This is a genomic window from Streptomyces sp. NPDC088097 (assembly GCF_044741845.1).
Classification (GTDB): Bacteria; Actinomycetota; Actinomycetes; order Streptomycetales; family Streptomycetaceae; genus Streptomyces.
This window is the reverse complement of sequence record NZ_JBIUTJ010000008.1, coordinates 59375-79652: the sequence shown is the minus strand read 5'-3', so window position 1 is coordinate 79652 and position 20278 is coordinate 59375. Positions and strand designations below refer to the sequence as shown.

The window sequence follows — 20278 nt, the reverse complement described above, 5'->3', positions numbered from 1 at the left end:
GGCCGCCGGGGGAGTCGCGGTGTGTGTCCCCCGGAGGGGATCCGCGGTGTGGCTCAGTCCACGAGCTGGCGCTCGCGGGCCGGGGCCGGGCGGGGTGCGACCTGGTTGAGCTTCTCGCCCTCCACGTCGACGTTCGGCAGGAGCGCGTCCAGCCAACGGGGCAGCCACCAGGCGGTCTTGCCGAGGAGGGCGAACAGGGCCGGCACGATGGCCATGCGGACGATGAAGGCGTCGAAGAGGACGGCGGTCGCCAGGGCGAAGCCGATCATCTTGACCATGTCGTTGACGTCCAGGATGAAGCCGGAGAAGACGCTGATCATGATGACGGCGGCGGCGGCGACCACCCGGCCGCTGTACCGGAAACCGGTGGCCACGGCCTCGTGCGGGCGGGCGCCGTGGACGTACGCCTCACGCATGCGGGAGACGAGGAAGACCTCGTAGTCCATGGCGAGACCGAAGACCACACCGATCATGAAGATCGGCATCGTGCTCATGATCGGACTGGGCTGGTCGATGCCGAAGACGTCCTTGAGCCAGCCCCACTGGAAGACCGCGACGACCGCGCCGAGTGCCGCGCTGACCGAAAGCAGGAAGCCGAGGGCCGCCTTCAGCGGAACGAGCACCGAGCGGAAGACGAGGAGCAGCAGGAGGAAGGCGAGGCCCACGACCAGCGCGAGGTAGGGCAGGAGCGCGTCGTCCAGCGTCTTGGAGAAGTCGATGAACAGCGCGGTCTGACCGGTGACGAGGACCTCGCCGCCGGTCTGGGACTCCAGGTCGCCCGCGAGGGCGCGCAGGGAGCGGACCAGGTCCTCGGTCCTGCCGTCGGTGGGACCGGTGGTCGGGACGACGTTGATGATGGCGGTGTCGCCGGCCTCGTTGACGGCGGCCGGGGAGACCGTGTCCACCCCGTCCTCCTTGGCGAGGGCCTTGCCGACGGCGTCACCCGCGGCCTTGGCGTCCTTGGCCTCGACGGTGATCATCAGCGGGCCGTTGAAGCCGGGCCCGAAGGAGTCGGAGAGCAGGTCGTACGCCTTGCGCTGGGTGGTGTCCGGCGCCATCGTGCCCTCGCCCGGCAGGCCGAGCTCCAGGTCGGCGGCGGGGATCGCCATGGCGCCGAGGCTCAGCACGCCGACGAGCAGGACACCGACCGGGTGGCGCAGCACGTAACCGGCCCAGCGGGTGCTGAGGTTGGGCTTGCCCCCGGCTTCCTTCGCGGCGCGCTTGGCGGCCTTGCGCTGTCGGCGCTCCGAGAGCGGCTTGGCGCGGAACGCGCCGCGGTCGTGCCGGCGCATGACCTTGACCGGCGCGAAGCCGATCAGCGCGGGGACCAGGGTGATCGCGATCAGGACGGCGACGGCGACGGTGCCGGAGGCGGCGAGGCCCATCGTGGTGAGCATCGGGACGTTGACGACGGCGAGGCCGGCCAGCGCGATGATGACGGTGAGGCCGGCGAAGACGACGGCGGAGCCGGCGGTGCCGACGGCGCGTCCGGCCGCTTCCTCACGGTCGCGGCCCTCCATCATCTCGGAGCGGTAGCGGGAGAGGATGAACAGGGCGTAGTCGATGCCGACGGCGAGGCCGAGCATCATCGCCAGCGTCGTGGTCGTGGTGGAGAGTCCGAGCGCGGTGATGCCGGAGATGCCGATGCCGATGCCGACCACGGCGGTGAGCAGCGGCATGCCGGCCGCGATCACGGAGCCGAAGGTGATCAGCAGGACGATGGCGGAAATGAGTATGCCGATGCCCTCGGCGGAACCACCCGCGGCGACCTCGATCTGGACGGCGTCACCGCCGGCCTCGACGGTCAGGCCGCCGGTCCGGGCCTTGTCGGTGATCTTGCCGAAGGCGTCGTGGGCCTCGTCGCTCACCTCGGGGCCGGGGACCTTGTAGGTGACCACGGCGTAGGCGGTGGTGCCGTCCTCGCTGATGGTCCTGGTCTGGTACGGGTCGGTCGCGCCGACCACCTCGGGAGCCTTGGCCAGGTCCCCGAGCAGCTTGGTGACCTCGGCCTTGGGGCCGGAGTCGGAGATCTTCGACCCCTGGGGGGCGCGGACGACGACGCGCGCGCTGGCGCCGGTCGCGTCGGCGGCGGGGAACTTCTCCTTGAGCAGGTCGAACGCCTTCTGCGACTCGGTGCCCGGCATGGAGAAGGTGTCGGCGGGGGGCGGGGGCGCGGAGGACGCCGCGACACCGACGGCGCCGAAGATCAACACCCACAGGATGACCATCAGCCCCCGGCGCCGGAAGGCCAGGCGGCCGAGTTTGTACAGGAAGGTGGCCATGGCGATGGACTCCCATCGGATCGGCAGAACAACGGGCAGGATGCGAGGACCATAACAAACCGCAGTGGCGGTTTTCTTCGTGGCGATGCATTCGAGCCATCGACCGGCGTCCACGCCCCGAAGGGCGGACGGGCCACCGCGCGGCACACGTCATGGCGGACGAAGTGCTCGATCCCGAAGCGCTGTACGCAATCCAAACCCTGTCGGTCCGGTACGACCCGGTCCCCGACGGAAGCTCACCGGAGTCGAACGGAGCCCCGCCGGAGCCCCGCTGGAGCCGCGAGGGGCGCGGCTGGGGACGGGGGTGCGGGCCTGCCGCAGCTCGGCCGGGGCGGGCGGTCGGCTTCCCCGAGGGGACCGACCGCCGCGCCCCGCCTTCGTGCGCGGCACCGGGGTGGGGTGCCGCGGAAGGGCGCCGCGGGTGGGGCGCCGTGGTGCTGCGCCGAGGGTGTCGGCGCGTCCGGGGGGCACCGTACGCAGGTGCCGGAAAGCTCGGCGCCCCGGTGGGCGGCGGCCCGAAGGCCGGGAACCCCTCGACCATCGGGCCGAAGGGCCGTCGTGGCCCGTGACATCCACTGTGGACGGGAGGCCTTGAGGGGTATTTGAAGGAGGCTCGATCCGAGCCTCGAAGACTGTTCGCACCGAGTTCGGATGCCCGGGAGCCCCCGGGATCTCCTCGTCGTCCCCCCACCACCCCAAGGACACGGACGCAAGCGGAGGCTGAGATCATGACCGTCGAGCTGGTAGACACCCCCCAACACGCCGTGCACAAGCAGGAGTTCGCCGTCCTGTACGCCCAGGTGCAGCAGTTCTACGCGCTCCAGATGCAGATCCTGGACGTGCACGACACCGAGCGCTGGGCGGCCACCTTCACCGAGGACGCCGTCTTCGAGTCGCCCTCCCTGCCCGCACCGGTCCGTGCCCGCGCCGCGCTCGCCCACTACGTGCGCGCCGGCGCGGCGGACCAGCGGCGGGCCGGCGGCCGCCTCGACCACTGGGTGGGCATGCTCGACGTACGGCCCCAGGCGGACGGATCGCTGCGCACCCGCTGCTCGGCCCTGGTGTACCTCACGCCCAGCGGAGGAAGTTCCAAGGTCCTCTACGTGTGCGTGATGGAGGACGTACTGGTCCGCGCCCGGGGCCAGTGGCGCACCGCGCACCGCCGGGTGACCCGCGACGACCTGGCCTGAAATCCTTCCCCGGCGCTCAGGGCGTGCCGGTGAACACGGCCAGGACGTCGTCGAGTTCGCGCGTGTGCACGGTGAGCGACTCCGAGGTGATCGCCGCCGCGTCGAGGACCGCGAGCACCGCCCGCAGGGTCTCGACACCGGCGTCGCCGGCGATCTGGAGCGTGAGCGTCGTCGGGTCGCTCCACGCGTCACCGAGACCCGAGCGGGACCCGCCGCCGAAGGCGACCGCGGCACGTTCCAGCGTGGTCGCGTCGGCGAACCGCAGGCGCACGAGAGCGTCGGGCGGATCGTTGCGGCGCACGGGCGGGACGTCGGAGTCGCCGGCGGCATAGTGCCCGGCATCGTCCCCGGCGTCGGCTTCGGCGTCGTCCAGGGCGTTCCGCAGGACGAGCCGGGCCTCGGGCGAGAGGGAGCCGGCGAGAGCGCGGGCGAGTTCGCGCGCCCCGCTCCCGTCCGTCTCGGCCGCGAGGTTCAGGTGGTGGCCGAGGGCGGCCGGCCGCGGCGCGGGATCCACCGCGTGCGTCAGGCGCTCGGCGTCCGGCGCGGCGCTCACCGCAGGACCTCCGCGTCGTCCGGGTCGGGCACGATCACCGTGCCGAAGCCGTCGTCGGCGAACATCTGCAGGAGGACCGCGTGCGGGACCCGGCCGTCGATCACGCGGGCCGCGCCCACGCCACCGCGCACGGCGTCCAGGCAACCGCTCATCTTGGGCACCATGCCGTCGCTCAGCTCCGGCAGGAGCTTTTCCAACTCGCCGGCCGTGAGGCGCGGGATGACCTCCTGACTGTGCGGCCAGCCCGCGTACAGGCCGGCGACGTCCGTCAGCATCACGAGCGCCTCCGCACGCAGCGCGGTCGCGAGCGCCGCCGCCACGGTGTCGGCGTTGACGTTGTAGACCTGGCCGTCCTCGGCACTGCGGGCGAGCGGCGAGACCACCGGGATCCGACCGTCCGTCAGCAGGCTCTCCAAGGCGCCGGTGTTCACAGCGGTGATGTCGCCGACCCGGCCGACGTCCACCGGCTCCCCGTCGATCCACGGCACGCACCGCACCGCCGTGAGGGTGTCCGCGTCCTCGCCGGTCATACCGACGGCGAGCGGGCCGGAGCGGTTGATCAGTCCGACCAACTCGCGCTGCACCTGGCCGGCGAGGACCATCCGCACCACGTCCATCGCGGCCGGCGAGGTGACCCGGAGCCCACCCTTGAACTCGCGCTCCAGGCCGCGCCGCGCGAGCTCGGCATCGATCTGCGGGCCCCCGCCGTGCACCACCACGGGCCGCAGCCCGGCGTAGCGAAGGAAGGCGACGTCGCGGGCGAAGGCGGCCGTGAGCTCCTCGTCGACCATGGCGTGGCCGCCCAACTTGATGACGACCGTCCGCCCCTGGTGGCGGGCCAGCCACGGCAGGGCGTCGCCGATGGACCGGGCCTTGGCCAGGGCCGACTGTGGGCTGTCGGTCATGAGAGCCTCGCACGTCGGATGACGAGATGGCCGGCCGGGCGGTGGGCACTCATGGGCACGACTCCTTCTGTGGGGGACCAGGCCGCGGGCCGGGCCTCGATGACCGGTCGACCCGCGCTCGAATGCGGCACGGCACGACTTGGCCGTGGTGCGGGCTCCTGGGAAGGTGAACACCTGCCGGCCCGATAGCCGCTTGCGCCGATGTCATCGCGCGCGGAAACGGGGCGACGGACGTCGATTCCCGCCGGCGCACCTGAGATGGGCACTGCTTCTCCTACGTGGGTGTGTCCCATTATCGGGACAGGTCCTGTCGACAGGACAGTGATGACGGATATCAAGGCAACGGGTCCCGCAAGTTCCACGGAATTCCCGAAAGGTGCCATGATCGGGCCTGGCGGTATCGCCAACTCCATCTTATTGATGGATGATGATTCGCTTTCCTCTCGAAAGCGAATCGTGGACGGCTCGAATTGGAGTGGATTCATGAGCAACAACCCGTTCGACGACACCAACGCCCGGTTCTACGTTCTGGTGAACGAAGAGCAGCAGCACTCGCTGTGGCCCTCGTTCACCGAGGCTCCCGAGGGCTGGCGCATCGCCTTCGGCGAGGACACCCGTGACAAGTGCCTCTCGTACGTCGAGGAGCACTGGACCGACCTGCGGCCCAAGAGCCTGCGCGACGCGATGGAGACCGCTCCGGTCGTCGCCGACGCCGCGTGAGGTGACCGGCACGTCCCGGAACCGTCCCGGGGTGGACCCTCGTGCCCGGACCACGGCACCGGGGTCCACCCCGGGTGCGCCGCCTCAGACGACCGAGGGCGCTTCCTCCGCGACGCAGCCGCGGTCCAGCTCCCGCGCGGTGCGCCCCAGCACGATGGAGTCGGCGATCTCGCCACTGCGCACCGCGATGTTCGACAAGAGGGCCGAGGACAGGCCGTGGGTGTGCTCGGTGCCGCCCTGGACGTAGACGCCGGCGGTCAGCCCCGCCGCGGTGACGAGGCGGTAGTCGCGCTCCACCCGGTGCCTGCCCGCCGCGTCGCGCTGGAAGTGGCGGTCGAAGTCGCCCAGCAGACGGGCCGGGTCCACGCCGTCGTAACCGGTGGCGAACACCACGGCGTCGAAGTCCCGCAGCTCCGTGCTGTCGTCGAGCAGCGAGCGCAGGAGCATGCGCGTCCCGCCCTCGACCCGCTCGACGTGCTCGACCCGCGTGAGGTTGCGGAAGTGCAGTCGCCGGCTGCCCTGCACCTGCTCGTCGTAGGAGCGCTGGTAGAGGGACCGGATGACGTCGGCGTCGACCACCGAGTAGTTGGTGTTGCGGTGGTAGCGCCAGAAGGCGTCCTGGGCCCGCTCGGTGCCGAAGTAGTACTCGTCGACCGCCGCCGGGTCGAAGATCTGGTTGGCGAAGGGCGTGTCGTCGGCGACGGAGTAGCCGTAGGACGGGATGACCGAGGACACCTGGGCGTGCGGCAGCGAGTCGTAGAGGTACCGCGTGATCTCGGCCGCGCTCTGGCCGGCGCCGACCACGGCCACGTTCTTGAGGCCGGCCGGGTCGTGCGCGTTGAAGCGGGCCAGGAACTCCGAGCTGTGCCAGATCCGTTCGTCGGACGTCACGCCCTCCGGCAGCCGCGGCACCAGGCCCGTCGAGATGGCCACGTTGCGCGCGGTCACCACGGTGGTGGTGCCGTCGGCGATGTCGCGCACCTCGATCTCCAGGAGGTCGGGCGTCCCGGACCCGTCCTCGGCGACGGGCCGGATCGAGACGACCTCGGCGCCGTAGCTGACCCGCTCGTCGAGGCCGGCCGCCGCCCACTCCAGGTACTGGTGGAACTCCTGGCGGGTCGGGTAGAAGTCCTGGTTGTTCACGAACTGCACCAGCCTGTTGGAGGCGTGCAGGAACGAGATGAAGCTGAACCGGGACGTGGGGTTCCTGAAGGTCGCGAGGTCCTTGAGGAACGAGATCTGCATGGTCGTCGTCGGCAGCAGCATGTTCCGGTGCCATCCGAACGTGGGCTGCCGCTCGAAGAAGTGGGACGTGACCGGATGCTGCGAAGCGCCCGCCCCGTGCTCCTCCAGGGCGATCGCGAGCGACATGTTGGACGGGCCGAACCCGATACCGATCACGTCGTAGATCTCTTCGTTGCGCCTGCCCGCTATAGCCATTGAAAACTCTCCCGCTTGCGTCTGGAAAACTCGTCCGGTGGCCCGAGAGACCGTTCGTCAGTGTTGTTCCCGAGCGTATCTCAAGGCAACGTGCAGAGCGCTTCCGGCGCATTTTTAGAGGGTCTTGAGCGGCTCTGCATTTCGAATCCGTTGTCCTGTCGACGGGACGGGGATACGTTCGGCACGGATTCCGAAGCTGCAGAAAGGGCGTAACCGAATGTTCGTGCCCAGCTTTTATCACGAACCGGACAGTTCGTGGATGGTGGACCTGATCCGTGACAACCCGTTGGCGCTCGGGGTGGCCAACGGCAACGCCGAGGACGGTCCGTTCGCCACGCACCTGCCGGTCATCTTCGACCCCGAGACGTCCGCGGACTGGTCGGGGGAACTGGCGGGGGCCACGCTGCTCGGCCACATGAACCGGGCGAATCCGCACTGGGCGGCACTGGAGTCGGGCAGCGTCGTGCTGCTGACGTTCACCGGCCCGCACTCCTACGTGTCGCCCACGGTGTACGGGGTGACTCCCGCGGCTCCGACCTGGAACTTCACGGCGGTGCACGTCCGCGCCGTGGTGGAGAAGCTCGACGCGATGGACGACACGCTGGGGGTGGTGGAGTCCACCGTGCGCGCCTTCGAGGGGGCGTTCGGCAACGGTTGGGACATGACCGAGTCGCTCGGTTACTTCCGCAAGATCGCACCCGGCGTGGGCGCCATGAGGTTCACCGTCGTCGGGGCCGAGGGGATGTTCAAGCTCAGCCAGGAGCAACCGGGCGAGGTGCGGGAGCGGGTCCGGGAGTCGTTCGGGGAGAGCGGTTGTACGTACAAGCGCGCCACCGCCGGGTTGATGAGCCGGCTGCCGTGACCGGCGGGTCGCCGGGCCGGCGCGGACTCAGGCGCTGAGGGCCGCGGGCCGGGCGTCGTCCCCGGGGACGACCGCCGCCGGCGCGGCCGGGCCCTCGAAGTCCCCGAGCGCGCCGGTCCCGGCGCCGTCCCCCGGCGGGCGGAGGTCCTCCAGCGCGCAGGCGGCGGCGCTGTCCAGCGTGGTCATCACCCACTGCTCGAAGTCGACGCCCGACTGCTCCGCGGCCTTGTGCCACCACTGGACCCGGCTGCCGGGGACCTCCAGCCGGCGGCTCGGCTCGGCGGGCTCGGACGGTTGCGGCTCGACGCCGCGCGCCGCGCGCAAGGCGCCGCGCAACTGCTTGGTGGTCCACTGCCGCTGCTCGGCGCGATCGAGCCAGAGGTCCTGTTCCACGGCCGGCATGGACGCCAGCTCCGCGTGGTGCTGGAAGCTCAGGGCGGTTCGGCGTCGGGTCAGTTCGAAGCGTCTCGACACCCACGCGTAGTTGCGCAGGGTCTGGTAGGAGAGGCCGACGGCGCGTATCCCGCGCTGGTAGCGGTCGGTGTAGTGGTCCTTGCCGAACACGAGCCAGTCGCCCAGCCACCAGGAGGACGAGTCGAGGACGTCGGCGAGCTTGCGCCCGGCCCGCTCCCACTCGTCGTAGGCCATCGTGTTCGGGATCTGCAGGCCCACCTTGGTCGTCAGCACCTGGCCCCGGCGCGGCCCGGCCACCGCGGTGCGCGGCGGCTCCGGCGACGGCTGCGGGAGAGCGATTTCCGGGCCGTCCTGCGGCCCCGAGGTCAGACCGGCCTGACGTACCATCATGCCTCCATGAGAAGGGTGTAAATGACCGGCGAGAAGTCTCGCGGGACGGGCTGGAGCCGCGCCGGAGCGGTGTTCGAACGGACGCCCCGCCCTCGTTCCCACGGCGGGACGGCGCCGGCTCCCGAGGTGTGGTCGTCCCGTTGACGGGACAACACCCGCCCGCCAGGTCCCCGTACGGAACGGGACACGCCTTCCCCTCCACTGCCTCCTGGCCGGAGGACGTACGCGATCTCGGCCGGAATTCACCGTCGTGGCACGGCTCCCTTCCCGGAGCCGTGCCCGTCCGTGTTCAATCCTCGTGTGGGACTCCGGTGCGGACACGCCCCAGGGCCGTGCGGAGCCGTGACGTCGACGGCCGGCGGACCGCTGTTCTCCCGCCGGGCCCCGATGCGCGGCCGGGCGCCCCGGTCGTCGGTCGACGACCGACGTGCCCCGGCCTGACGGCCGCCGGCGAGCACGCCCGACCACGCAGGACCATGCCCGACCACACCCGGACGTACCCGGGCACACCGGTCGACCGCCGTCCCGTCGTGCGCGCTCCCGCCGAACCGGCCTCCGCGGCCGCCCGGGCGATCCGGCAGCCGCCGACGCGACGCACACGTACGACACCAGGCACTTCGAGAAGACTTCAGGAGCGGGGAATGACGATGGCGAAGAGACGAAGAGTCGGCACGGTCGGTTTGGCGGCGGCTGCGATCCTGCTGGCCACCGCCTTCACGGGGCACGCCCGGGAACCGAGGGAGACCACTCCCGCGGCGGCCGACCACCAGGCGACGCAGCGCGCCGTCGACGCGGCCGTCGCGGGCGGTGTCCCCGGCATCGCCATCGAGGCGCGGGACGCCAACGGCGTGTGGAAGTCGGCGGCGGGCGTGGGCAACACGAGCACGGGTGCCCCGCGCGGCAAGAACGACCGCTTCCGCGTCGGCGGCATCACCAACACCTTCGTCGCGACGGTCCTCCTCCAGATGGAGGCGGAGAACAAGCTCCGCCTCGACGACACCGTGGACCGCTACCTGCCCGGTCTGGTGACGGGCAACGGCAACGACGGCCGCGCCATCACCGTGCGCCAGCTCCTCAACCACACCAGCGGCCTGTTCGACTTCTTCGCCGACCCGGCGTACGGCCAGACGTACCTGATGGGCGACGGCTACCTCCAGCACCGCTACGACGTCGTGACCCCCGAGCAGCGCGTCCGGGTGGGCCTCGCCCACCCGCCGCTCTTCACGCCGGGCGCCAGGCACTCGTACTCCAACACCAACGACGTCCTGGCCGCGCTGGTCCTGCAGAAGGTCGCCGGCAGGCCGTACGAGACCGAGGTGCGCAAGCGCATCATCGAACCGCTGGGGCTCACGGAGACGTCCAACCCCGGCAACAGCGTCCGCCTGCCCCAGCCGAGCAGCCGCGGCTACTCCAAGCTGTTCGCCGCGCAGCCGGACCGGATCGACGACGTCACCGAGGTCAGCGGCTCGCAGAGCTGGGGCGGCGGCGACATCATCTCCAGCGTGGGTGACCTGAACCGGTTCTACGGCGCCCTCATGCGCGGCAGGCTCCTGCCGCCGCAGCAGCTGACGGCCATGAAGACGACCGTCGACAACCCCGACTTCCCGGGCTCCTCCTACGGACTCGGCATCGAGCGGCTCACGATGGGCTGCGGCACCACCCTCTGGTACCACGACGGGGGCGCGGTGGGCTGGCTCTCCCTGGCCGCCTTCACCGAGGACGGCCGCCACCAGCTCACGTTCAACTACAACAGCAACTGGGGAGCCGAGCACATCTTCCCCATCCTGAACGCCGAGTACTGCGACACGCCCGCGGGCTGACGCCGCGGCAGGTCACGGGGACGGGGCCCGGGCCGCGCGAGAACGACACGTCTTTCAACGGGGAGGGTTCATGGCAGTGCGAGCAGCGGTGGCGGGAGCGAGCGGATACGCGGGGGGCGAGCTCCTACGCCTCCTCCTGGCCCACCCCGAAGTGGAGATCGGCGCCCTGACCGGGCACTCCAGCGCGGGACGGCGCCTGGGCACGCTCCAGCCGCACCTGACCCCGCTGGCCGGGCGGGAGGTGCAGCCCACCACCGCCGACGCCCTGCGGGGGCACGACGTGGTCTTCCTCGCCCTGCCGCACGGGCAGTCCGCGGCCGTCGCACGGCAGTTGGGCGACGACACGCTCGTCATCGACTGCGGGGCGGACTTCCGCCTCTCGGACGCGACCGACTGGGAGACGTTCTACGGCTCCCCGCACGCGGGCACCTGGCCCTACGGCCTGCCCGAACTGCCGGGTGGGCGGCCCGCGTTGGCCGGCTCCCGGCGGATCGCGGTGCCGGGCTGCTACCCCACCGCGGTCCTGCTCGCCCTCTTCCCCGCGTACGCGGCGGGGCTGGCCGAGCCCGAGGCGGTCGTCGTCGCGGCGTCCGGCACGTCCGGCGCCGGCAAGGCGCCCAAGGTCGACCTGCTCGGCAGCGAGGTCATGGGCTCCATGCGGCCGTACGGCGTGGGCGGCGGCCACCGGCACACACCCGAGATGGCGCAGCACCTCGGCGCCGCGGCGGGCCGCCGGGTCGCCGTCTCCTTCACTCCCACCCTGGCCCCCATGCCGCGCGGCATCCTCGCCACCTGCTCCGCCGCCGCGCGGCCCGGGGTCGGCGCGGACGAGGTACGGGCCGCGTACGAGAAGGCGCTGCGCGACGAGCCCTTCGTACGGCTGCTGCCCGAGGGGCAGTGGCCCTCCACCGGGGCCGTGTACGGATCGAACGCCGCGCAGGTCCAGGTCGCCTTCGACCCGACGGTCGGCCGGATCATCGCGATCAGCGCCATCGACAACCTCACCAAGGGCACTGCCGGCGGGGCCGTCCAGAGCATGAACGTCGCCCTCGGCCTTCCCGAGGCACTGGGGCTCTCCACGGTCGGGGTCGCCCCGTGATCACCCCGGCAGCACGAGCCCGCACGGCGGCGGCCAACGGGACCGCCGCACGACCGGACGACGAAGACAGCCTCCAGGGAGCGACGGCATGAACGACGGCACGAGCCGCGGCACGGACAGCACCGCGTCGGGCAACGAATCGCTGACCCGCCGCTGGCAGGGCGTCATGATGGACAACTTCGGCACCCCCCGACTCCCCCTCGTCCGGGGCCGGGGCGTCCGCGTCTGGGACGCGGAGGACAACGAGTACCTCGACTTCGTCGGCGGCATCGCGGTCAACTCCCTCGGCCACGCGCATCCCGCGTTCGTCCGGGCCGTCTCCGAGCAGGTCGCCTCCCTCGGACACGTCTCGAACCTGTTCGTCGCCGAACCGACCGTACGGCTCGCGGAGCGCCTGCTCCGGCTCGCCGGGCGCCCGGGCCGCGTCTACTTCTCCAACTCCGGCGCCGAGGCCAACGAGGCCGCCTTCAAGATCGGCAGGCTGACGGGGCGCACCCACATGGTGTCGGCCACCGGCGGTTTTCACGGCCGCACGATGGGAGCCCTGGCCCTCACCGGCCAGCCCGCCAAGCAGGCACCCTTCCGGCCCCTGCCGGGCCACGTCGACCACGTCCCGTACGGGGACGTGGAGGCCCTGCGCGCCGCCGTCACCCCGAACACCGCGCTGCTGATCCTCGAACCCCTCCAGGGCGAGAACGGCGTGGTCGTGCCCCCGCCCGGCTACCTGCGGGCCGCCCGCGAGATCACCGCCGCGACCGGCACCCTGCTCGTCCTGGACGAGATCCAGACCGGCATCGGGCGCACGGGCCACTGGTTCGCGGCCCAGGCCGAAGGCGTCGAAGCGGACGTCGTCACCCTCGCCAAGGGGCTGGGCGGCGGCCTGCCCATCGGCGCGACCCTCGCCTTCGGCGCCGCCGCCGAACTCCTCACCCCCGGCGCGCACGGCTCCACCTTCAGCGGGAACCCCGTGGTGTGCGCGGGCGCCCTCGCCGTACTGGACACCATCGAGGAGACCGGCCTCCTGGACCACGTGACCCGGACGGGCGAGCGGCTGCGGCGCGGCCTGGAGGCCCTCGAACACCCGCTGGTGCGCGAGGTGCGGGGCGCCGGCCTGCTGTGGGGCGTCGTACTCAACGAGCGGCTCGCGGCGCGCGTGCAGCGGGCGGCCCAGGACAGGGGGCTCCTGGTGAACGCGGTGGCGCCGGACGTCATCCGGCTCGCCCCACCGCTCATCGTGACCGAGCCCGAGGTGGACGCCTTCCTCGACGCCTTCCCGGCGGCCCTGTCCGAGGCCCTCGGCGAGGGCCTGACGGAGGCCCACATCACCTCCGCGCGCGAACCGGCCCCCGCGGACGCGCCCTAAGGGCCGGCCGTCACCCGATCGGTGCCGCTCGCCGTCAACTCGTTGAACCGACACATCAGTTGGTTCTGCTCCTGTTGCAGCCGCTCGATCCGGCGGTGCAGGCGGGCCATCTCCTCGACGAGGGGGAGCGCCGGATCCCCGGCCGTCCCGTACCCCTGCGCGGACTCCGGTTCGACCCGAGCCGGGTCGGCCGCGAGGGGGGCCGGCGGGCGAGGGTCCGCCGTCGTCACCAGGGCCGGGTCGTGGTGGAGGATCGCCTCCATCAGCCCGCGCAGGGCGGGGCCCGGCTCGACGCCGAGTTCACGCACCAGGCGGTTGCGCGCCCGTTCGTACACGCCGAGCGCCTCCGCCTGCCGGCCGCAGCGGTAGAAGGCGACCATCAGCAGGTCGTAGAACCTCTCCCGCATCGGGTGGTCGGTGGTGAGCTCCACCAGCTCACCGGTGATCTCGCCGTGGCGCCCGGTGCGCAGGTACGCGTCGTACATCATCTCCAGGGCGCTCAGCCGCTGCTCCTCCAGCTGGGCGGCCCTGGCCGCGCAGATGTCGCCGAGCACGCTCCCCTCCAGGGCCGGTCCGCGCCACAACGACAGCGCCCAGCGCAGCAGTTCGCCGGCCTGCGCCGGATCGGTGGGCAGGACGCGCCGGGCCTGTTCGGCGAGGTGCTGGAAGCGGGTGGCGTCCGTCTCGACGGGGGCCTGCCGCAGCGTGTAGCCGCGCGAGGTGGTCACGATCCACGGCTGCGGCGTGTGCCGCGCGCGCGGCGCGCGGGGGGTGTGCGGTGCGACGTCGTGGGCCTCCAGCCCGGACAGCAGCCGGCGCAGCCGGGCCACGTGGAGTTGGAGCGCGTTCGCCGCGTTGGCGGGCGGGTGCTCGCCCCACAGCTCGTCGATGAGTCGCTGCACGGAGACGTTGTGCCCGGCCTTCACCACCAGGGCCGCCAACAGCGCACGCTGCTTGGCACCCGTGGGAAGGACCCGCAGACCGGTCTGTTCGTCCTGGACTTCCACGAGTCCGAGAATGCGGAACTGCATCTCTTCCCCTCACACAGGCTGGCGTCTCGGTCGGTCGCGGGCGTCGGGCGTCGGGCGTAGAAGGCGTGTGGCGTGTGGCGACCGCCCGCGGCGGTCCACACGCGGTTCAGGAGGAGCGCGTCGCACCCAGTGCGTCGAGCGCCGCGGTGGCGTCACTCGCGATCTGCCGCAGCAGGGGTCCGGGATCGTCCTGGAAGTAGAAGTGGTGACCGTCGAAGACCCGCAGACCGAGGAAGTGCTCGGTGTGGTCCTCCCAGCCGGCCATGCGCGCCGGTGAGGCCGAGTGGTCCTCGACACCGGCGTACGCGGACAGCGCCACGGGCAGCGGGGCGGCGTCGGGAGCGGCGCGCCAGTTCTCCACCAGGCGCAGGTCGGCCCGGATGATCGGGGCGAACAGCTCCCACAGGTCGGGGTCGTCGAAGACCTCGTCGGGCGTCCCGCCGAGCATCCGCAGACGCGTGCGCAGTTCGGCGTCGGGCAGCTCGTGGTAGAGCGATCCCGGCCCCGTCGACTGCGGCGCGGACCGCGCCGAGACACCCACCCACACCGGCAGCGGCAGGCCCCGGTCGACGATCCGTCGGGTGATCTCGTACGTGAGCAGGCCGCCCATGCTGTGCCCGAACAGGGCGTACGGGTCGGTCAGCTCGGGCTCGATGTCGCGCAGCAGGTGATCGGCGAGTCGGCCGGCGTCCGAGATCTGCGGCAGGTCGAGGAGGAGTCCGTGGCCCGGGGCGTCGAGCAACCGCACGTCCCACGTGTCCGGCAGCCCCGCCGGCCAGTTGCGGTACAGGAGGTGCGAGCCCCCGGCGTGGTGCAGGACGAACAGGCGCAAGGCAGGTCGTGGGTCGTGCATGTCTCCCCCTCGGATCGGGCCGCGCGTCCTCGGACCATAGAGCGGTGTCCGCCCCGCCGCGCGCGTCCACCAGAGGGCCTCCGCCGCCGGTGTGGCGGGTCTCCAGCGATCCTCGGGCGCCGCGCGGCCGGCCCGGGGCGGCGGACACCCGCGAAAGGGCGGGCCCGGGTCGCGGATCTGCGCGGACGCCCCGCGCGCGGGTCCGGCGACGCCCGGGCGCGCCTTGAGCGGTTCTCCACCGCCGGCGGCGAAGCCCGGCCCGACGGTCCGACGGAGGGTCCCGGACCCGCCGACACCGCCACCCGCGCGCCGTGGCCTGATCGCGTCGCGACTCACCGTGGGCGCCGGCCCGTTCGTGCTGCTCGCCGGGCACGGCACGCTGCCACCCACCTGTTCGAGCAGACCTTGACCGGGTCTCAAAAGGGTGCCGGCACCATGGGCGGCGGGTCGACAGCCGGACGTTCTCGTCCCGGGAACGCGAGGGTGTCGATCTTCCCGGGAACCCGGTGGGGAACCCGGTGGCGCCGACGGTCGCATCCCCGCGGGGATGCGGTGGACGCCGGGATCGCCATCGATGCCGAGTGTCCTGCCGACCGGACGCGCCCCCCGGTGAAACCCCGCCCGGAGCCGACTCGTACCCGGCCCGGTGATGTCCAACCCCGAGTCACCCCATGACAGTTAAGGACGGTGCCAGGTGAGCACGAACCCCTTCGACGACGAGGACGGCCGCTTCTTCGTCGTGGTCAACGACGAGGACCACCACTCCCTGTGGCCCGCGTTCGCCGAGGTGCCCGCCGGCTGGCGGGTGGTCTTCGGCGAGGCGGCCAGGGCCGAGTGCCTCGCGTACGTCGAGCAGAACTGGACCGACCTTCGCCCCAAGAGCCTGCGGGAGGCCATGGCGGCGCACTGAGCGCCGCCCGGACGACCGGCGGGTCGACGCGCGGGACGTTCGCGCCGCCGTCGTGAGCGACGGCGACGACGGGCGGGGACCGTACGCCGCCGACCCGCGGCCTTACCGGCCCACGGGGAACGACAGTGACCGCCGTCCGGGTGCTCCTCCGAGTGATCGGTTGGCACCCAGGCAAACACTCTGAGTTGGGGGATGAAGATTGTGAGCGGCGCTGTGAGGACCGTGAGCAGATACAAGGCGGGGCCGGTGGGCGAAGGCGGTGCGCCCGCGCAACGCGATGTGGTCCTGTCCTTCGTGGGTTCGGAGGCCAAGGTGCAGAAGTCGGGGATGATCCTCCCGGCGAACCTGTCGGAGCGGTCCTGGGAGCAGATCGGGACCAACCTGCGCGAGCTGGTGAACTCCTCGGCCTGGTGGCTCGCCGACTGGCTCCTCTTCGGGGAGGCCACCTACGGCTGGCGGCGGTACAAGGAGGCCATCGAGCGCACCGGGCTCGACTACCAGACCCTGCGGAACTACGCCTGGGTGGCCCGACGCTTCGAGCAGCACCGCAGGCGGGACAGCCTCAGCTTCGCCCACCACGCCGAGGTGGCCCGCCTGGCGCCGCCGGAGCAGGACTACTGGCTGCGCAAGGCCGAACAGCAGAAGTGGTCGCGCAACGAACTCCGCAGGTCGGTCCGGGCCAGCCTGGCCGTACAGAGCGGCACGGCCGAGCTTCCCGCCGGCGGCGACGAGAAGCAAGAGGTGCCGCGGCTGGCCGAGGTGGCGACCGCCGACAAGGGCAAGCAGCAGGTCACCACGCTCACCATCGAACTGTCCGCCGGCCAACTGGAGTACTTCTCCAAGGCCGCCGCCGCGCACGGTCTGCCCGTCGACAAGTGGGTGGCCCGGATGCTCGAAGCGGCCGACCGGCAGACCGCCTAGACCGCTCAGGCCGCCTGGGCCGCTTGGGCCTTCTGGGCCTCCTGGGCCGTCTCTTCCGGATCTTGCCGGTCGAGCCCCCCCCTTCCGTGCCGCGCCGGCGGCCCGTCCGACCGGACACCTCTCACATCGGAGTCAGTTGATGATCCTCCAGGGAAAGCGGGTCGCCCTGCCCTCGGCGCCCGTCGTCCACAAGCGGTTCGAGGAGCACGTGGCGGCCGCCCCCGACGCCGTCGCCGTCTTCTGGGCCGGCCGACAGCTGACGTACGCGGAGCTGGACGCGAAGGCGAATCGTTTCGCCCACTTCCTCGCCGCCCGTGGACACGGTCGTGGTGCGAAGGTCGGCGTCTGCCTCGACTACTCGATCGACATGCTCGTCGCGATCCTCGGCACCCTCAAGGCGGGCGCGGCCTACGTGCCGTTCGACCCGGCGTACCCGGCGGCGCGGCTCGGGCTGCTGCTGGGCCAGGTACCCGACCTCGCCCTGATCGTCGCCTCTCCGGCCACCGCCGGGATGGTCGAGTCGGCGGACGCCGACGTCATCGATCTGGAACAGCTCGCCGACGAGCTGGCGGCCCTCCCGGCGACCGCTCCCGACGTCACCGTCACCGGCGACGACATCTGCTACGCGGTCTTCACGTCCGGCTCGACGGGCACGCCGAAGCTGACCGCGGTGCGGCACGAGGGCTGGTTCAACCTCATGAACTGGCTGACGATCGAGTACGGCCTGCACCGCGGGTCGAACCACCTGGTCGTCAGCGCGTTCGGCTTCGACCTCTCCCAGCGCAGCCTGATGACACCGCTGTTCTGCGGCGCCACCCAGAACCTGATGGCGAGCCGGAACTTCGACGCCATGATGGCCTACCGCATGCTGACCGAGCGCGACGTCCGCGTGGTGCACTGCGCCTCCAGCACGCTGTACCTGCTGGTGGACTGGGAGGCGGCGCGCGGCGGCGACGCGCTCACCCGGCTCGACTACGTGCTCTTCGGCGGAGAGGCGCTCAAGGCCGAACGGCTCACCCGGTGGGCGAGCCGCGAGGGCAACACGTGCACCCTCCTGCACCAGTACGGCGTCGCCGAGTGCACGGACGTCGCGACCTCCTACGACCTCGGTGCCTACCGTCCCGGCGAACAGGACGTCCCCCCGGTCGGCAAGCCCGCCTACAACACCGACATCCACCTCCTCGACGAGGACCTGAACGGCGTCGCGGCGGGCGAGCAGGGCGAGATCTGCATCGCCGGAGCCAGCGTCGGGGCGGGCTACCTCAACAACGGCCCCGAGAACGCGAAGTTCACAACCATCGAGGTCGACGGAGCACCGCTCAGGGTGTACCGCACGGGCGATCGCGGTCACGTGACCGAGGCAGGCGAACTCATCGTCCTCGGCCGGATCGACTCTCAGGTCAAGGTGCGGGGCATGCGCATCGACCCCACCGACATCGAGCGCGCGCTCGCCCGGCTGGCCGGGGTGCGGGAGGCCGCCGTGGCGATCACGTACACCGACTCCGGCGACGCCGAGCTGATCGCCTTCATCGTCCGGGCGGACGACGAACCCACCGCGGCCGAACCCACCGCCGACGGCCGCGCCGTGGACGCCCTGCGCACCGGTCTCCTGGAGACGCTGCCGCGGAACATGGTGCCGGCCACCTTCGTGAACGTGCCGCGGCTTCCGCTGAGCCCGCACGGGAAGGTCGACCGCGTCGCGCTGGTCGACGCGTACCGGAAGCAGCACGCCAACAGCGGCATCGCTGCGTAGTCGGCGGAATTCGATGACAACCGAGAGGGCCCTGATGATTGCCGACAGCGTGCACGCTATTTGGTGCCGGGAATTCCAGCACGATGAGATTTCGGTCGACGACGACTTCTTCGCCCTGGGTGGCCAGTCCTTGATCATGGTCAAGATCCAGGGTGCCTTCATGGACGAACTGGGAGTCGAGGTCCCCATGGACCAGATGTTCCTCAACCCGACCGTGGCGTCGATCTCCGCGTACATCGAGTCCCAGGGCGCCGTAGTCCCGTAGCCCCCTGGTCCCGTGCGAGGCCGGTTTTCCCGCCGCGTTCCGCCGCCCCGTCCCGCCGCGTGTCTCGCCGGCGAGACACGGCGGCACGGCGCGGCACCGGCGTGCGTACCCGCCGCCGGATCCCTTTATCCCGCCGGTTCGGGTGACTAGCATTTCATTCATGTTCGACAGCGGTATTTCGTCCGCTGCGTCGATGGTTTCCTCAATTGCCATGGCCACCACGTGGATTCCGGCTGCGTTGAGGCAAAAAAACTACCTGGTAAGGAAGGCGGAGCCGCCATGTACGACGTAATTGTCATAGGTGCCCGTGTCGCGGGTTCGCCGACGGCCATGCTATTCGCGCAGCAGGGCTATCGCGTGCTGCTCCTGGAGAAGGCGCGGTTCCCGCAGGACACGCTGTCCTCGCACTACATCCACATGCAGGGCGTGGCGCTGCTCAACCGCTGGGGACTGCTCGACGCGGTCCGTGAGTCGGGCGCCCAGCCGATCACCCGCCAGAGCTACCAGGGCCCGGGTGTCCGCATCGAGGGCTTCTCCCTGCCCATCGACGGCCTGACGACCACGTACGCCCCGCGGCGCTTCGTCCTCGACCCGATCCTCGCGGCCGGTGCCGTGGCGGCCGGCGTGGACTTCCAGGAGGGCTGCGCGGTCAACGACCTGCTGTTCGAGGACGACCGGGTCGTCGGCGTGCGGTACACCACCCCCGGCGGCACCGAGGCGACGGAGCGCGCGCGCCTGGTCGTCGGCGCCGACGGCATGCGCTCGCTGGTGGCCCGCAAGGTCGGCGCGCCGAACGTCATCGAGCACCCGCGGAGCACCTGCACCTACTACAGCTACTGGGCGGGCGTCCCCGCGCACTTCGAGCTGTACGAGCAGCCGGGTCGCTGGATCGGCGTCCTCCCCACCAACAACGACCTCACGCTGCTCATGGCCTACTTCCCGCAGGCCGACTTCGGCGCGGTCCGCAAGGCCGTCGAGCCCGCCTACCTCGACGCCTTCCGCACGACGGCGCCCGAGCTGTGGGAGCGGATGCAGTCGGGCGAGCGCGTGGAGCAGCTGTACGGCACCGGTCACCAGGAGAACTACTTCCGCAAGGCCTACGGGCCCGGGTGGGCACTGGTCGGCGACGCGGTGACCCACAAGGACTCCATCACCGCCCGCGGCATCACCGAAGCCTTCGTCCAGGCCCAGAACCTCACCGACTTCATCGGGGACGGCCTGCACGACGACGACAGGCTCAAGGCGGCCCTGCGGCGCTACGAGAACGAGCTGGGCAACGAAGCACTCAACCAGTACCAGGGCGCGCTCAACGTGGCCGAACTCAAGCCCGAGGGCCGGGTCGACATGCTGAAGAAGCTGGTCGGCCACCAGGAGCACATCGACCGCTACTTCTCGACGCTGTCGGGAGCGTGCTCCATCGACGACTTCTACAACGACGAACTGCTGACCCTGCTCGACCAGAGCTGAGTCACGCCCACCTTGCTCCCCGGTTAGCCGATTTTGGAGA

At 71.4% G+C, this 20278-nt stretch carries 18 protein-coding genes; 11 read left to right on the top strand and 7 right to left on the bottom strand.

From position 1 onward, the window contains the following. Positions 1-53: 53 nt before the first annotated feature. Positions 54-2282, bottom strand: a complete 2229-nt coding sequence (locus ACIOD1_RS22885) for an MMPL family transporter (RefSeq protein ID WP_401904287.1) — start codon at positions 2280-2282, stop codon at positions 54-56. Positions 2283-3010: 728 nt separating this feature from the next. Here ACIOD1_RS22885 and ACIOD1_RS22880 point away from each other — a divergent pair. Continuing rightward, positions 3011-3472, top strand: coding sequence for a nuclear transport factor 2 family protein (locus ACIOD1_RS22880; RefSeq protein ID WP_401904284.1), 462 nt, complete (start codon positions 3011-3013; stop codon positions 3470-3472). 16 nt (positions 3473-3488) lie between these two features. On the opposite strand, the gene ACIOD1_RS22875 is transcribed toward ACIOD1_RS22880, so the two are convergent. Then, on the bottom strand, positions 3489-4025 hold the full coding sequence (locus ACIOD1_RS22875; protein WP_401904281.1) for a hypothetical protein: 537 nt from the start codon (positions 4023-4025) through the stop codon (positions 3489-3491). Beyond that, on the bottom strand, positions 4022-4930 hold the full coding sequence (argB, locus tag ACIOD1_RS22870) for an acetylglutamate kinase (protein WP_365622364.1): 909 nt from the start codon (positions 4928-4930) through the stop codon (positions 4022-4024). The genes ACIOD1_RS22875 and argB overlap by 4 nt, the downstream gene beginning before the upstream one ends. A 483-nt stretch (positions 4931-5413) precedes the next feature. Between argB and ACIOD1_RS22865 the strand changes: the two genes are divergently transcribed. Continuing rightward, a complete protein-coding gene (locus ACIOD1_RS22865) occupies positions 5414-5650 on the top strand; it encodes an MbtH family protein (RefSeq protein WP_365622361.1) in 237 nt (78 codons plus the stop codon). Positions 5651-5734: 84 nt separating this feature from the next. Here the strand turns inward: ACIOD1_RS22865 and ACIOD1_RS22860 are convergent, their stop codons facing one another. Continuing rightward, entirely contained in the window at positions 5735-7090 is a 1356-nt protein-coding gene (locus ACIOD1_RS22860) for a lysine N(6)-hydroxylase/L-ornithine N(5)-oxygenase family protein (RefSeq protein ID WP_365622358.1), read from the bottom strand. A 217-nt stretch (positions 7091-7307) separates the two neighbouring features. Here ACIOD1_RS22860 and ACIOD1_RS22855 point away from each other — a divergent pair, with 217 nt between their 5' ends. After that, on the top strand, positions 7308-7952 hold the full coding sequence (locus ACIOD1_RS22855; RefSeq protein WP_401904278.1) for an FMN-binding negative transcriptional regulator: 645 nt from the start codon (positions 7308-7310) through the stop codon (positions 7950-7952). Positions 7953-7979: 27 nt separating this feature from the next. Here the strand turns inward: ACIOD1_RS22855 and ACIOD1_RS22850 are convergent, their stop codons facing one another. Then, complete coding sequence (locus tag ACIOD1_RS22850; protein WP_401904275.1) at positions 7980-8756, bottom strand: LmbU family transcriptional regulator; 777 nt, start codon at positions 8754-8756, stop codon at positions 7980-7982. 641 nt (positions 8757-9397) lie between these two features. Here ACIOD1_RS22850 and ACIOD1_RS22845 point away from each other — a divergent pair. The 3 genes from ACIOD1_RS22845 to ACIOD1_RS22835 all read left to right on the top strand — a co-directional run bounded on the left by ACIOD1_RS22845 (position 9398) and on the right by ACIOD1_RS22835 (position 13038). After that, on the top strand, positions 9398-10576 hold the full coding sequence (locus ACIOD1_RS22845) for a serine hydrolase domain-containing protein (RefSeq protein WP_401904272.1): 1179 nt from the start codon (positions 9398-9400) through the stop codon (positions 10574-10576). A gap of 70 nt (positions 10577-10646) precedes the next feature. Then, complete coding sequence (gene argC, locus ACIOD1_RS22840; protein WP_365622346.1) at positions 10647-11675, top strand: N-acetyl-gamma-glutamyl-phosphate reductase; 1029 nt, start codon at positions 10647-10649, stop codon at positions 11673-11675. An 88-nt stretch (positions 11676-11763) separates the two neighbouring features. Continuing rightward, a complete protein-coding gene (locus ACIOD1_RS22835; protein ID WP_401904269.1) occupies positions 11764-13038 on the top strand; it encodes an acetylornithine transaminase in 1275 nt (424 codons plus the stop codon). Here ACIOD1_RS22835 and ACIOD1_RS22830 read toward each other — a convergent pair. Continuing rightward, positions 13035-14069, bottom strand: a complete 1035-nt coding sequence (locus ACIOD1_RS22830; RefSeq protein ID WP_401904267.1) for a BTAD domain-containing putative transcriptional regulator — start codon at positions 14067-14069, stop codon at positions 13035-13037. The two genes, ACIOD1_RS22835 and ACIOD1_RS22830, sit on opposite strands and share 4 nt — an antisense overlap. Before the next feature lie 106 nt (positions 14070-14175). Continuing rightward, on the bottom strand, positions 14176-14922 hold the full coding sequence (locus tag ACIOD1_RS22825; protein ID WP_401904265.1) for a thioesterase II family protein: 747 nt from the start codon (positions 14920-14922) through the stop codon (positions 14176-14178). A gap of 694 nt (positions 14923-15616) precedes the next feature. Here ACIOD1_RS22825 and ACIOD1_RS22820 point away from each other — a divergent pair. The 5 genes from ACIOD1_RS22820 (at position 15617) to ACIOD1_RS22800 (ending at position 20238) form a co-directional block, all read left to right on the top strand. Then, positions 15617-15832: an MbtH family protein gene (locus tag ACIOD1_RS22820; protein WP_365629077.1), complete on the top strand. Its 216-nt coding sequence runs from the start codon at positions 15617-15619 to the stop codon at positions 15830-15832. Positions 15833-16054: 222 nt separating this feature from the next. After that, positions 16055-16753, top strand: coding sequence for an LmbU family transcriptional regulator (locus ACIOD1_RS22815; protein WP_365629074.1), 699 nt, complete (start codon positions 16055-16057; stop codon positions 16751-16753). 139 nt (positions 16754-16892) lie between these two features. Further along, positions 16893-18506, top strand: a complete 1614-nt coding sequence (locus ACIOD1_RS22810; protein WP_401904261.1) for an amino acid adenylation domain-containing protein — start codon at positions 16893-16895, stop codon at positions 18504-18506. A gap of 49 nt (positions 18507-18555) precedes the next feature. After that, on the top strand, positions 18556-18771 hold the full coding sequence (locus ACIOD1_RS22805) for a phosphopantetheine-binding protein (protein WP_365629068.1): 216 nt from the start codon (positions 18556-18558) through the stop codon (positions 18769-18771). A 279-nt stretch (positions 18772-19050) separates the two neighbouring features. Continuing rightward, complete coding sequence (locus ACIOD1_RS22800; protein ID WP_401904258.1) at positions 19051-20238, top strand: NAD(P)/FAD-dependent oxidoreductase; 1188 nt, start codon at positions 19051-19053, stop codon at positions 20236-20238. Positions 20239-20278: the final 40 nt, after the last annotated feature.

Excerpts from the sequence above, each read along its gene's own strand:
- ACIOD1_RS22885 (WP_401904287.1), bottom strand. The coding sequence starts at position 2,282 with ATGGCCACCTTCCTGTACAAACTCGGCCGCCTGGCCTTCCGGCGCCGG.
- ACIOD1_RS22880 (WP_401904284.1), top strand. The coding sequence starts at position 3,011 with ATGACCGTCGAGCTGGTAGACACCCCCCAACACGCCGTGCACAAGCAG.
- argB (WP_365622364.1), bottom strand. The coding sequence starts at position 4,930 with ATGACCGACAGCCCACAGTCGGCCCTGGCCAAGGCCCGGTCCATCGGC.
- ACIOD1_RS22865 (WP_365622361.1), top strand. The coding sequence starts at position 5,414 with ATGAGCAACAACCCGTTCGACGACACCAACGCCCGGTTCTACGTTCTG.
- ACIOD1_RS22860 (WP_365622358.1), bottom strand. The coding sequence starts at position 7,090 with ATGGCTATAGCGGGCAGGCGCAACGAAGAGATCTACGACGTGATCGGT.
- ACIOD1_RS22855 (WP_401904278.1), top strand. The coding sequence starts at position 7,308 with ATGTTCGTGCCCAGCTTTTATCACGAACCGGACAGTTCGTGGATGGTG.
- ACIOD1_RS22850 (WP_401904275.1), bottom strand. The coding sequence starts at position 8,756 with ATGATGGTACGTCAGGCCGGTCTGACCTCGGGGCCGCAGGACGGCCCG.
- ACIOD1_RS22845 (WP_401904272.1), top strand. The coding sequence starts at position 9,398 with ATGACGATGGCGAAGAGACGAAGAGTCGGCACGGTCGGTTTGGCGGCG.
- argC (WP_365622346.1), top strand. The coding sequence starts at position 10,647 with ATGGCAGTGCGAGCAGCGGTGGCGGGAGCGAGCGGATACGCGGGGGGC.
- ACIOD1_RS22835 (WP_401904269.1), top strand. The coding sequence starts at position 11,764 with ATGAACGACGGCACGAGCCGCGGCACGGACAGCACCGCGTCGGGCAAC.
- ACIOD1_RS22830 (WP_401904267.1), bottom strand. The coding sequence starts at position 14,069 with ATGCAGTTCCGCATTCTCGGACTCGTGGAAGTCCAGGACGAACAGACC.
- ACIOD1_RS22825 (WP_401904265.1), bottom strand. The coding sequence starts at position 14,922 with ATGCACGACCCACGACCTGCCTTGCGCCTGTTCGTCCTGCACCACGCC.
- ACIOD1_RS22810 (WP_401904261.1), top strand. The coding sequence starts at position 16,893 with ATGATCCTCCAGGGAAAGCGGGTCGCCCTGCCCTCGGCGCCCGTCGTC.
- ACIOD1_RS22800 (WP_401904258.1), top strand. The coding sequence starts at position 19,051 with ATGTACGACGTAATTGTCATAGGTGCCCGTGTCGCGGGTTCGCCGACG.